The 11801-nt window shown below is 66.7% G+C and carries 13 protein-coding genes; 8 read left to right on the top strand and 5 right to left on the bottom strand.

Going from position 1 to position 11801, the window contains the following annotated elements; translation table 11 throughout:
- The first annotated feature begins 87 nt into the window (after positions 1-87).
- A complete protein-coding gene (locus tag JAO75_RS14615) occupies positions 88-972 on the top strand; it encodes an RluA family pseudouridine synthase (RefSeq protein ID WP_199049869.1) in 885 nt (294 codons plus the stop codon).
- A gap of 161 nt (positions 973-1133) precedes the next feature.
- Here the strand turns inward: JAO75_RS14615 and mtaB are convergent, their stop codons facing one another.
- The 3 genes from mtaB to JAO75_RS14600 form a co-directional block, all read right to left on the bottom strand.
- The gene (gene mtaB / locus JAO75_RS14610) at positions 1134-2444 is read right to left on the bottom strand and encodes a tRNA (N(6)-L-threonylcarbamoyladenosine(37)-C(2))-methylthiotransferase MtaB (protein ID WP_246742509.1); all 1311 of its coding nucleotides are present in this window, start codon (positions 2442-2444) and stop codon (positions 1134-1136) included.
- Positions 2444-3328 carry a diaminopimelate epimerase gene (gene dapF / locus JAO75_RS14605; RefSeq protein WP_199049868.1) on the bottom strand — a complete coding sequence of 295 codons (885 nt, stop codon included), beginning with the start codon at positions 3326-3328 and terminating at the stop codon, positions 2444-2446. Before dapF ends, mtaB begins: the two co-directional genes overlap by 1 nt.
- A gap of 67 nt (positions 3329-3395) precedes the next feature.
- The gene (locus tag JAO75_RS14600; RefSeq protein ID WP_199049867.1) at positions 3396-4136 is read right to left on the bottom strand and encodes a sulfite exporter TauE/SafE family protein; all 741 of its coding nucleotides are present in this window, start codon (positions 4134-4136) and stop codon (positions 3396-3398) included.
- A gap of 214 nt (positions 4137-4350) precedes the next feature.
- Here JAO75_RS14600 and JAO75_RS14595 point away from each other — a divergent pair, with 214 nt between their 5' ends.
- Both JAO75_RS14595 and JAO75_RS14590 read left to right on the top strand, forming a co-directional pair.
- Positions 4351-5145, top strand: coding sequence for a GyrI-like domain-containing protein (locus JAO75_RS14595; RefSeq protein ID WP_199049866.1), 795 nt, complete (start codon positions 4351-4353; stop codon positions 5143-5145).
- Positions 5146-5153: 8 nt separating this feature from the next.
- Positions 5154-5825, top strand: coding sequence for an HAD family hydrolase (locus JAO75_RS14590; protein WP_199049865.1), 672 nt, complete (start codon positions 5154-5156; stop codon positions 5823-5825).
- Here JAO75_RS14590 and JAO75_RS14585 read toward each other — a convergent pair.
- On the bottom strand, positions 5782-6846 hold the full coding sequence (locus JAO75_RS14585) for an MBL fold metallo-hydrolase (protein ID WP_199049864.1): 1065 nt from the start codon (positions 6844-6846) through the stop codon (positions 5782-5784). The two genes, JAO75_RS14590 and JAO75_RS14585, sit on opposite strands and share 44 nt — an antisense overlap.
- 383 nt (positions 6847-7229) lie before the next feature.
- Between JAO75_RS14585 and JAO75_RS14580 the strand changes: the two genes are divergently transcribed.
- The 5 genes from JAO75_RS14580 (at position 7230) to trmD (ending at position 10858) form a co-directional block, all read left to right on the top strand.
- Positions 7230-7445 (top strand): eL24 family ribosomal protein, encoded by a 216-nt coding sequence (locus JAO75_RS14580; RefSeq protein ID WP_199049863.1) that lies wholly within the window; start codon positions 7230-7232, stop codon positions 7443-7445.
- 2 nt (positions 7446-7447) lie between these two features.
- Positions 7448-8995: a signal recognition particle protein gene (gene ffh / locus JAO75_RS14575; RefSeq protein WP_199049876.1), complete on the top strand. Its 1548-nt coding sequence runs from the start codon at positions 7448-7450 to the stop codon at positions 8993-8995.
- A gap of 68 nt (positions 8996-9063) precedes the next feature.
- Positions 9064-9429 carry a 30S ribosomal protein S16 gene (rpsP, locus tag JAO75_RS14570; RefSeq protein WP_199049862.1) on the top strand — a complete coding sequence of 122 codons (366 nt, stop codon included), beginning with the start codon at positions 9064-9066 and terminating at the stop codon, positions 9427-9429.
- 8 nt (positions 9430-9437) lie between these two features.
- On the top strand, positions 9438-10169 hold the full coding sequence (gene rimM / locus JAO75_RS14565; RefSeq protein ID WP_425523192.1) for a ribosome maturation factor RimM: 732 nt from the start codon (positions 9438-9440) through the stop codon (positions 10167-10169).
- The gene (trmD, locus tag JAO75_RS14560; RefSeq protein WP_199049861.1) at positions 10166-10858 is read left to right on the top strand and encodes a tRNA (guanosine(37)-N1)-methyltransferase TrmD; all 693 of its coding nucleotides are present in this window, start codon (positions 10166-10168) and stop codon (positions 10856-10858) included. The genes rimM and trmD overlap by 4 nt, the downstream gene beginning before the upstream one ends.
- Here trmD and JAO75_RS14555 read toward each other — a convergent pair.
- Entirely contained in the window at positions 10839-11747 is a 909-nt protein-coding gene (locus JAO75_RS14555) for a DMT family transporter (RefSeq protein WP_246742508.1), read from the bottom strand. The two genes, trmD and JAO75_RS14555, sit on opposite strands and share 20 nt — an antisense overlap.
- Between the last annotated feature and the right edge of the window lie 54 nt (positions 11748-11801).

The following is an 11801-nucleotide window of genomic DNA, read 5'->3' as shown; positions in this document are numbered from 1 at the left end:
TCATCCTGGCCAATGCACTCTTGCGAGATCAGCGAAACTGGTCCCCAAAACCCGCTTGATCAAGACGGATACTCTAGCCGAGGCCTCATGAATGCGGAAGAGATAGTAAGCCGATTGCTGTATCGCGATGCCCTGATGCTCGTGATCGACAAACCCGCCGGTCTGCCGGTGCATCCGGGCCCCAAGGGCGGCGAGACCCTGTTTCATCATCTCGACGCTCTGCGCTTCGGCCTGCCGCGCCGCCCGGAGGCCGCGCACCGCCTCGACAAGGACACCTCCGGCTGCCTCATACTCGGCCGGCACCCGAAAGCCATCGCGCGCCTCAACGAGATGTTCAAGAAGGCGGAGATCGACAAGATCTACTGGGCCGTGGTCGAGGGCGGACCCGAGGCCGACGAGGGAGAGATCGACTTAGCTCTCGCGCCGAAATCGCCGGATCGCGGCTGGTGGATGAAGGTGGACCCGAAGGGCCAGCCCTCGCTGACGCAATGGCGGGTCCTGGGGCGCACGCACACCTCCCCCTTGAGGGGGGAGGTCGCGCCGGAGGCGCGGGAGGGGGTGGAAACACGACCGTCGTCGGCGCTGCCACCCCACCCCGGATCGCTGACGCGCTCCGACCCTCCCCCACCCAAGTCGGATGTTTCCGACTTGGGAAAGCAAGAACGGATTTCGGGAACACCCGAAATCCGAGGGGAGGATGACAGGCGCCTCACCCTGCTCGAACTGCGCCCCGTCACCGGCCGCACCCATCAGCTGCGCGTCCATTGCCAGGCTTCGGGTTTCCCGATCCTGGGCGATCCGATCTACGGCACGGCGCCCCGCTTCGGCGGACCAGGCCTGCACCTGCATGCCCGCAGCGTCACCGTGCCGCTTTACCCGAAGAAGCCGCCAATCCTCGTGGAGGCGCCGGTGCCGGCCCATATGCGCGAGCGGGTGCAAGCGTGTGGCGTCGTCCCGGACGGCGCAGACTAGAACCTCCCGTGTCATGGCCGGGCTTGTCCCGGCCATCTCGACTGGAAGGGCGCTACGCTTTTTCGACCGGGATCACCGGCACAAGGCCGGTGATGACGTGGTGCTGGATTGATGAGAGCGATCCCGGATCTCCGCTGCGCTCCGTCCGGGATGACGGCGTCTTACGCGGCCAGCAATTCCTTGCCGTCATGCCCGGCGATGGTCACCGGCACGATCTCGCCCGGCGTCACTGCCTGTGCGAAACGCACGAGCGTGAAACCTTCCGTGCGACCGAGCTGGTTCGACTCGATCAGCACGTTGCGCCGCGCGCCGACCTCCTCGCGAAGATGCTTCAGCAAGGCGGCCTCGCCCTTTTCGCGAAGCCTGCGCGCCCGGTCCTTCACCACGTCGCGGGCGACCTGCGGCATGCGGGCTGCCGGCGTGCCGGGGCGGGGCGAGAACGGGAAGACGTGGAGATGCGTGAGGCTGCATTCCTCGACGATGTCGAGGGAGCGGGCGAACATCTCCTCGGTCTCCGTCGGGAAGCCCGCGATGATGTCGGCGCCGAAGACCATGTCGGGGCGCAGCCGCTTCACCTGCTCGCAGAACGCGATGGCATCCTGGCGCAGATGACGGCGCTTCATGCGCTTGAGGATCATGTCGTCGCCGGCCTGCAGGGAGAGATGCAGATGCGGCATCAAGCGACCGTCGCTGGCGATCACGTCGAAAAGGTCGTCGTCCGCCTCCACCGAATCGATGGACGAGATGCGCAGGCGCTCCAGCTCCGGCACGTGGCGCAGCAGGCCTTTCACCAGGGTGCCGAGCTTCGGCTCGCCCGGCAGGTCCTTGCCGTAGCTCGTGATGTCGACGCCGGTGAGCACTACCTCGCGGGAGCCGTGCTCCACGAGGGTGCGCACCTGATCCACCACCGCGCCCATCGGAACGGAGCGGGAGTTCCCCCGGCCATAGGGAATGATGCAGAAGGTGCAGCGGTGGTCGCAGCCGTTCTGCACCTGCACGAAGGCGCGGGTGCGCCCGCGCATGCCGTCGATGAGGTGAACGGCGGTTTCCTTCACCGCCATGATGTCGTTGACGAGAACCCTCTCCGAGGCACCGACGCCGAAGTCGCGCATCCCGGCCCAGGTCTCGGCCTTCATCTTCTCGTGGTTGCCGACAACCTGGGACACCTCAGGCATGGCGGCAAAGGTTTCGGGCTCCACTTGAGCCGCGCAGCCCGTCACGACGATGCGGGCGCCGGGCTTCTCGCGGGCGATCCTGCGGATCGACTGGCGCGCCTGGCGCGTCGCCTCGGCCGTCACCGCGCAGGTGTTGACGATCACGACCTCGCCAAGGCCGGCATCCTGCGCGTGGCGCTGCATGGCCTCCGACTCGTAGGTGTTGAGCCGGCAGCCGAAGGTGACCACTTCGACGCCACCCGGCGACGAAGTGGGCATCCCCGGCGAGCGCAGCGAGGGAAGGGGATCCCGGTCCATCAGGCCACCTCCGAGAAGAGGGCAGGCGAAAGAATGCCCTCGTGCTCCAGCTCGGTCGGGCCGGTCATGAGCACATGGTCGTCGCTCTCGCGCCATTCGATGACGAGATCGCCGCCGGGCAGCGCCACCACGGCCCTGCGGCCGGTGAGCCCCTTGCGGGCGGCGGCCACGAGGGTGGCGCAGGCGGCCGAGCCGCAGGCGCGTGTTGCACCGGCACCGCGCTCCCAGACACGAAGCACGATGTGCTCGGGGCTCTGAACCTGAGCAAACGAGATGTTGGCGCGCTCCGGGAGAGCCGGATCGTGCTCGAAGACCGGGCCGATGGCGGCGAGATCGTAGCCTTCCGCATCCGCGACCCAGAAGATCACATGCGGGTTGCCCATGCTGACGGCCGACGGAGCCTGCAGCTCGGGCGCCTCGGGCAGCCTCGTGTCGAGCGCGATGGTGCGGGTGTCCGGATACGGATCGCGCAGAGGGATCTCGTTCCAGGCCAGCCGCGGCGGGCCCATGTCGACGGTGAAGACCCGGTCCGAGACGCGCTCCACGGGCAGGAGCCCGGCCGTGGTCTCCAGCACCAGGTCGCGGTCCTGAGGCCGGCTCATGATCGGATCGGAGGTCATTGCCCAGGCGACGCAGCGGGTGCCGTTGCCGCAGGCGCCCGATTCCGAGCCATCCGTGTTGTAGATGCGCATATAGGCATCGGTGCCCGGGGTCACGGGATCGTGCAGCACCATGAGCTGATCGAAGCGCGAGCGCGGATCTGCCGCGATGGCGCGCGCTTCTGCGGCGCTCACGCGATGGGGGGAGCCGCGCAGGTCCAGCACGGTGATCTCGTTGCCGAGACCGTTCATCTTCAGGAAGCGGCTGTTCGAAAGGGCACTCATGCGGGCGTATATGGCCGAAAACGTCGGAAATCGCGAGAGGGAACGAAAAGCCCTGCGGCAATAGGATCTAAAAAGCCTGGACGATCCGGGGAATGCTGGTGGCGATGATGAGCAGGCCGACGACCACCATCAGCGGACGGGTCGGCACGCGGCTGACCACCAGCCCGCCGAGGGGAGCCGCCAGGACGCCCCCGACGATGAGGCCCGCCGCCGAACTCAGCTCGGACCAGCCGAGCGTCACGATGAAGGTGGCGGAGATGACCGTCGTGACGAGGAATTCCGTGAGATTCGTGGAGCCGATCACCTGCCGGGGCGCATGGCCCCGGCCGATCAGGGAACTCGTGACGATGGGTCCCCACCCGCCGCCGCCCATGGCGTCGAGCAGGCCGCCGCCGGCCCCGATCCAGGGCACCAGCCAGTCGCGCACCTCCCTGGGCCAGAGAGGTCGGAAGGCCTTGAACAGGATGTAGAGGCCGATCGCCATGAGATAGGCCGAGACCAGGGGCTGGATGGTCCTGGCGTCGATATTGGCCAGGATGAAGGCCCCGACGCCGCCGCCGATCATGCCGGCCGGCGCCAGCCGGGCGACGAGGCGCCAGTTCACGTTGCGGTGGATCACATGGGAGGTGCCGGAGGCCGCCGTGGTGAAGATCTCCGTCACGTGGGTGACGGCACTGGCGGTCGCCGGCGGCACCCCGAAGGCGAGGAGGCTTGTCGTGGAGAGCACCCCGAAAGCCATGCCGAGCGCCCCGTCGACGAGCTGCGCCCCGAAGCCGATCAGCGCAAAGATGAGGAAGTCTTCCGTCATGAAGCAGCCCGAGGTGAGAAGACGAAGCCTGAGCATAGGCCACCGGGCCCAGGGTCCGTCAGGGCATAGGATTGTCAATCAGACCAATTGTTGTGCAGCCCTGCTGCAATCAGTCTCTCCACAGCGGCCTGTGGATGCTCTCGCCGCATGGTTCAAAGCCCCATATGGTGCAGCAAGGTATCCCTTCGTGATTCGCGGGTAAGGCGTTCTTCTCATGCGGCTGCGCTTCTCTCTTCCTGTTCTCGTCCTGGCCCTCTGCTCCGGGGTGGCGCTGGCGCAGACGCCTCCGCCGGCGAGCCCGCCACCGGCGGCAACCGAGACGCCCGCGACCACGCCACCGCCCGCCGAGCCCCCGGCGGCTCCAGCCGCACCTCAGCCTGCGCCGCAGGCCCAGACGGCTCCCGCTCCATCGGAGACCCCGGCCCAGCCCGAGGCTCCCGCGACGGCCCAGCCCGCTCCGGCCACCCCTCCGGCGCCCGCCAGCCCGGCTCCGGTGCAGGAGGCGGGCCGCTCCACCCTGTTCCCGAATCCGAGCGATCCGACCGGGGTCGAGGAGGGGGTGCTCGTTGCCAAGAACACGGTGGTGCTCGCCGGCATCAGCGCCTGGGACGAGGCCTACGACAATCTGAAGAATGCCTTCGCCAAGATCGACGCCGAGATGAAGAAGGCCGGGATCGCGCCCGCGGGCCGGCCGCTCACGATCTTCATCGACACCGACGACAACGGCTTCAAGTACGAGGCTATGGTGCCGATCGCGAGGGTGCCGGAAGGCAAGACCGAGCTCACGCCGGAGATCAAGTTCGGCCGCACGCCGGAGGGCAAGTCCTTCCGCTTCGTGCACAAGGATGCATACGACGAGATCGACGGCACCTACGAGACGATCACGGCCTATCTCGACATCAAGGAGATCGTGGCCAAGGACGCGTTCATCGAGGAATATGTGAGCGACTTCACGGATTCGCAGGACACCAACTTCGAGGTGAACATCTACGTTCAGCCGAAGGAATAACGCCCGCGATGATCGCTCTCTTCGATCTCGACGGGACCCTGACGGACCCGAAGGTGGGCATCACCCGCTCGGTCCAGTACGCCCTGGACAGGCTGGGACGCCCTGTTCCGGAAGCGGACGAACTGACCTGGATGATCGGCCCGACGATTTTTGCAAGCTTCACGGAGCTTCTGGGCGGAGCGGACGAGGTGCAGGAGGCCGTGCGCCTTTATCGCGAACGCTACGGCACTATCGGCCTGTTCGAGAACGAGGTCTATGCGGGCATCCCGGCCTTGCTTGAGGATCTTCGGGAGAAGAACGTTCGCCTTTATGTGGCGACCTCGAAGCTCCAGGTCTTCGCGCGGCGGATCCTCGATCATTTCGACCTGTCGCGCTTCTTCGTCGAGATCTACGGCTCGGAACCGGACAACCGCAACGCCGACAAGCGCGATCTCATCCGGCACATCCTCAAGCAGGAGCGCTTCGACCCAATGGGCGCCGTGATGATCGGCGACCGGAAGCACGACGCCATCGGGGCGAAGGCCAATGGGCTTACAAGCATCGGCGTGACCTGGGGCTACGGCTCCCGGCAGGAACTGATTGAAGCAGGCGTCGCCTGCCTCGTGGATGCTCCGCAGGACCTCGCTGAGCCGATCCTCACGCTGACGCAGACCACGCCTCGCCGGGCCGCAACGCCCTGAACCGGTCGCCCGGAATTTCGGCGGCCTGAAGCGCGGTTGCGAGTTCCTGCTGCGGCTCCTCGATACCTTCGTCGGTGAGCCGGAACGTGCCCCAATGGTGGCCCAGCGCCTGCTCGGCCTCGATGATCCGCAGCACCTTCACGGCATCCTCCGGGTTCATGTGCTGCGGCTTCATGAACCAGCGCGGCTCGTAGGCTCCGATGGGCAGATGCGCGAGGCGCGGTTGGCCGAAGCGCTCGCGCACCGCATGGAAGATCTTGCCGTCGCCGAAGCCCGTATCGCCGATGTGGTAGATCACGCCGGAAGGCGTGGTGAGCACGAAGGCGCACCAGAGCGCCATGCGCCGGTCGTTGATGCCCCGCGCCGACCAGTGATAGGCGGGCTCCAGATGGGCCAGGACGCCGTTGCCGAGGTCCACCGACCCGCCCCAGTCCCGCGTCTCGACCGGGATCTCCGGATGCTCGGCCCGGATCACCGCATCGTTGCCCAGCGGCGCCACGAATTTCGGTCGGTGCCGCTGCCAGAGACGGCCGAGCGTGTCGGTGTCGAGATGGTCGTAGTGGTTGTGGGTGATCAGCACCACGTGGATCGGCGGCAGGTCCTCGAAGGCAATGCCGGGCGGGTTGACCCGCGTGGGGCCGGCGAAGGAGACCGGGCTCGCCTTCTCGGAATAGACCGGATCGGTCAGGATATTGAGGCCGGCTACCTGGATCAGGAACGAGGCGTGGCCGATGAGCGCCGAGCGCAGGCCCGGCACCTCTGCCGGGGGCTTGTCCCGGAACGGGCTCGGAAAGCTCTCCGGCCAGTCCTTGCGCCCGCCGCCGAGCCGCCAGCGGGCGAGTTCGAGCAGGCCCTTGTCCTGCGGCTGGCCCGGCGTGAAGAAGCGCACTCCGTCGAAATGGTCGCTGACCGGACCCTCGTAATAGCGGTTCTTCGAGCGCGCGGCGGTCATCCAGCCCAGCGCCCCGGTAGCGGCGACAACGGGAAAGCCAAGCGCTTTGATCAGGGTGCGGCGGTTCATGGGTGCAGGGATCCTCGGCGAAGCTTTAAGCGTGGGGATGAGGAGGCGAATCGGCAAGGGTTCAAGGTCAATCCTGTAGAGCGTCATCCCGGACCCCAAAGGCGATCCGGGATCGCAAGACGAGAACGGCGCTTTGTCCTGAACACGATCCCGGATCTTCGCTGCGCTTCGTCCGGGATGACGGTGCCGCCGACCCCAGGGCTCCCAATGCCCGGCCTTTTTCTTGACTCTCGTGCCATTTTCCCTTATCGGCTGGCCGCAAATCTGTAGAGCGAGCCCTTTTTGAGCCGCCGACCAGCCCGAGAGGCTGGAGGTCAACGTCCGACAGCGCGATGCGCCCTCGGGCGCGCTTTCATTTGGGTTTCGCGTTGGGATGGTCACGAATGTCGGACAGCGCTTTACGCATCGAGGACGCAGTCAACGAGACCTGCCCGTGGTCGGGAAAGCCGATCGCGGCGGACTCGCTCACCCTCTATCGCGGCGAGGTGGTCGGCTTCTGCAATCCCGGCTGCCGCGACAAGTTCGAGGCGGCCATCCGCCACTTTGAAAAAGCCATCGAGGATCGCGATGTACCTCTCATCGCAAGAGGAATTGAGTGATCATGTTCGAAGGCCTGTCCGATAAGCTTTCCAATATCCTCAACGGGCTGACGCGCCGCGGCGCGCTCACCGAGGACGATGTCAACGCGGCCCTGCGTGAGGTCCGCCGCGCCCTGCTCGAGGCGGACGTGGCGCTGGAGGTGGTGCGCTCGTTCACGGACAAGGTGCGCGCCCGCGCAGTCGGTGCCGAGGTGGTCAAGTCGGTCTCGCCCGGCCAGCAGGTGGTCAAGATCGTCCACGACCAGCTCGTGGAGATGCTGGGCGCGGACGCGGAGGTCATCAGCCTCAACGCGGTGCCCCCCGTGGGCATCCTCATGGTCGGTCTCCAGGGTTCGGGTAAGACGACGACCACGGCCAAGATCGCCCGGCGCCTGAAGGATCGCGAGAGCCGCAAGGTGCTCATGGCCTCCCTCGACACCCGCCGCCCGGCAGCCCAGGAGCAGCTCGCGGTGCTCGGCAAGCAGGTCGGCGTCGACACGCTGCCGATCGTCGCCGGCCAGTCGGCGGTGCAGATCGCCCGGCGCGCCATGGAGGCTGCCCGCCTCGGCGGCTACGACGTGGTCATGCTCGACACCGCCGGCCGCGTCACCGTGGACGAGGCCCTGATGGTGGAAGCAGCCGAAGTGCGCGCCGCCACCGGCCCGCACGAGGTGCTGCTCGTGGCCGATGCGCTTACCGGCCAGGACGCGGTCAACACCGCCCGTGCCTTCGACCAGCGCCTCGGCGTGACCGGCATCGTGCTGACCCGCATGGACGGCGATGCCCGCGGCGGTGCGGCCCTGTCCATGCGCGCCGTGACCGGCAAGCCGATCAAGCTTATCGGCACGGGCGAAAAGGTCGATGCGCTCGAGGAGTTTCATCCCTCCCGCGTCGCCAACCGCATCCTCGGCATGGGCGACATCGTCTCGCTCGTGGAAAGGGCGGCCGAGAATTTCGACGCCGAAAAAGCCCAGCGCATGGCCGACAAGATGCGCAAGGGCAAGTTCGATCTCGAAGACCTGCGCGACCAGCTCGCCCAGATGGAGAAGATCGGCGGCATCGGCGGGATGCTCGGCATGCTGCCCGGCATCGCCAAGATGAAGTCGCAGCTCGAGAACGCCAATCTCGACGACAAGGTCATCAAGCGCCAGCGCGCCATCATCGATTCCATGACCCCGGCGGAGCGCCGCAACCCCGACATCCTCAAGGCCTCGCGCAAGAAGCGCATCGCGGCCGGTGCCGGCATGAAGGTCGAGGACATCAACAAGCTGCTCAAGATGCACCGCCAGATGGCCGACATGATGAAGATGATGGGCGGCGGCAAGGGCAAGGGCATGGCCGGCCAGCTCGGCAAGATGTTCGGCCTCGGCGGCGGCATGGGTGGCATGCCCCAGCCGACCCCGGAGCAGATCGAGGCCCTGCAGAAGCAGATGGGCGGCAAGCTCCCCGACTTCCCCGGTGGCGCCGGCGGACTTCCGTCGATGCCGAAGGGTGTGCCGGGTCTTCCGGGACTTGGCGGGCCGAAGGGCCTGCCGGGCATCGGCGGCTTCCCGTTCGGGAAGAAGAAATAGGTTTCGTCGCTCCGGGCTGATCCGGAGCGGCACAAGGTTTGATCACAGGACACCAAAAGGAGTATCCCATGTCCCTGAAGATCCGTCTCACCCGTGGTGGTGCGAAGAAGCGTCCCTACTACCGCATCGTCGTCGCCGACTCGCGCTCCCCGCGTGATGGCCGCTTCATCGAGAAGGTCGGCACCTACGACCCGATGAAGCCGAAGGATGACGCCGGCCGCGTCGTTCTCGAGACCGAGAAGATCCAGGCCTGGCTCGCCAAGGGTGCCCAGCCGACCGACCGCGTCCTGCGCTTCCTCGATGCCGCCGGCCTCCTGAAGCGTCCGGCCCGCAACAACCCGCAGAAGGCTGTCCCGGGCAAGAAGTCCCAGGAGCGCGCCGACGCCAAGGCCGCCGCGGCTGCCGCTCCCGCCGGTGAAGGCGAGGCTGCGTAAGCTTCGATATGAAGCGGGGGCGTTCGAACAAGCAGGACCTTCGCCCTCTCCCCGTAGCGGGAGAGGGTGGCCCTCGCGTCAGCGAGGGTCGGGAGAGGGGCCGTGCTCGAACTTCGGACTCCCCCTCTCCCGGCTCACTGCGTTCGCCACCCTCCCCCGCAAAGGGGGGAGGGAAGGCGCTGCAGTTCGTTAGAAACGACCTCGTCCTTGTCGGCGAGTTCGGCCGCGCTCATGGCCTGAAAGGCGAAGTGCGGCTGAAGTCCCATACCGGCGATCCTCAGGCGATTGCCGATTACCGGCCGCTCATTGCGAGCAACGGCCGGACCTATTCCTTGAAAAACGCTCGCCCCGCTCCCGGCGACGCACCCGATCTGCTGATCGCGGTCGTCGATGGCATCACCACGCGCGAAGCCGCCGAGGCGCTCAACCGCGTGCAGCTCCATGTGGAGCGCGACAGGCTTCCTCCCCCCGACGAGGAGGACGAGTTTCTGCTTGCCGACCTGATCGGCCTGTCGGTCCAGACCGAAGCCGGCGAGATCATCGGCACCGTGGTGGCGGTGCCCAATTACGGCGGCGGCGATCTTCTCGAAATCGCACCCGCGCAAAAGGGCCCGACCGCGCTCCTGCCCTTCACCAAGGCCTTCGTGCCCGTGGTGGATGTCGCGGGGAAGCGCATCGTGGCGGCACCTCCGGACGATCTGTTCGAGCCGGCGAAGCCTCAGCCTGAGGACGAGGCGTGAGTTTTTCCGCCACCATTCTCACTCTTTATCCGGACATGTTCCCAGGCCCGCTCGGGATGTCGCTCTCCGGCGATGCGCTGGCGCGCGGCGTGTGGTCGCTTGAGGCGAGGAACATCCGCGATCACGGTCTTGGCCGTCATCGCACCGTCGACGACACGCCGGCCGGCGGCGGTCCCGGCATGGTGCTCCGCTGCGACGTGCTGGGAGCGGCCATCGACGATGCCGTGCCGGCCGACGACCCGCGCCCGAAGCTGCTCATGAGCCCGCGCGGAAAACCGCTCACGCAAGCCTATGTACGCGACCTCGCGGCAGGTCCCGGCGTCGTCATCGTCTGCGGCCGGTTCGAGGGCGTGGACGAGCGCGTGATCGAGGCGCGTGGGCTGCAAGAGGTGTCCATCGGCGACTATGTGCTGTCCGGCGGCGAGATGGCCGCCATGATCGTGCTCGACGCCTGCGTGCGCCTGCTCCCCGGTGTCATGGGCAAAGAGGCCTCCGGCACGGAGGAGAGCTTCGAGTCGAACCGCCTCGAATACCCTCACTACACGCGCCCTCGCGAGTGGGAAGGGCGGCCCATTCCCGACGTGCTGCTCTCCGGCAACCATGCCATGATCGAGCGCTGGCGTCGGGAAGAGTCGGAGCGCATCACGCGCGAAAGAAGGCCGGATCTGCTCAAGACCGGGCGGGATTGATTTCCGGACGACCGAGCCTCAGCCGCCACTTCAGGTTCACCCCGGCGCTGCCGAGCAGAATCAGCCCGATGCCGCTCCACTGGCCGAGGGACAGCTCACGGCCATAGGCCAGGTAGTCCACCAGAATGGCGACGGCCGGATAGGTGAACGAGAGCACGGCGATTATCGGCGTCGGCAGCTTCTGAAGCGCCGCATAGAGCAGGATGTACATGATGCCGGTATGCACGACGCCTAGTGCCACCAGGTATCCCCATTGCGTGGACGCTGCCGGCAGAGCCGAGAAGTCCGCGAGCGGCAGGAGCATCAGGGTGCCGAGCATGGCTTGCACGAGCGCGATCAGGTGCGGCGGGATGCCCTTGAGCTGCTTCACGATGACGGATGCCACCGCATAGAGAAAGGCCGCGCCCAGGGCCTGCACGAGCCCGATTCCATAGCCGCCCGTCAGGGAGAGGCCGCCGGCCTCGATCTGCGTCACCATCAGGAGCCCGGCAAAGGCCAAGGCGATGAAGCCGAGCGTGTCCGGTGTCGGCCGCTCGCCGAACAGGATCGTCCCGAGCAGGATCAGGAAGAACGGCTGGGTGTTGTAGACGGCCGTGGCGATCGAGATCGACGCATGCTCGTAGGACGAGAACAGCAGCACCCAGTTGAGCACGATGGCCACGCCGCTCAAGAGCGCGAGTCCCAGGGTGCGGGCGGAGAAGCGCCAGGGCGTGAGCAGGCCCTTGGCCCAGCAATAGGCGAGCAGGCTCAAGGCCCCGAACAGGCAGCGGAAGAACGCCACGTTCCAGACGCTCTGGCCGGATTCGACCACGAAGTACCCGATGGTGCCCGAGAGCGCCATCGCGGCGATCATTTCCAGCCGTCCCGACAAACCCATCTGTAAATTCATGGCTGCACCTCCATCAACGAGGGCCAACTTTATCTTTTGCCGGGCTAGGCGTAC

The organism is Microvirga splendida, from assembly GCF_016427565.1.
GTDB classification, from domain to species: Bacteria; Pseudomonadota; Alphaproteobacteria; order Rhizobiales; family Beijerinckiaceae; genus Microvirga; species Microvirga splendida.
The sequence above is the reverse complement of the archived record's forward strand: the minus strand, read 5'-3'. Positions and strand labels throughout refer to the sequence as shown.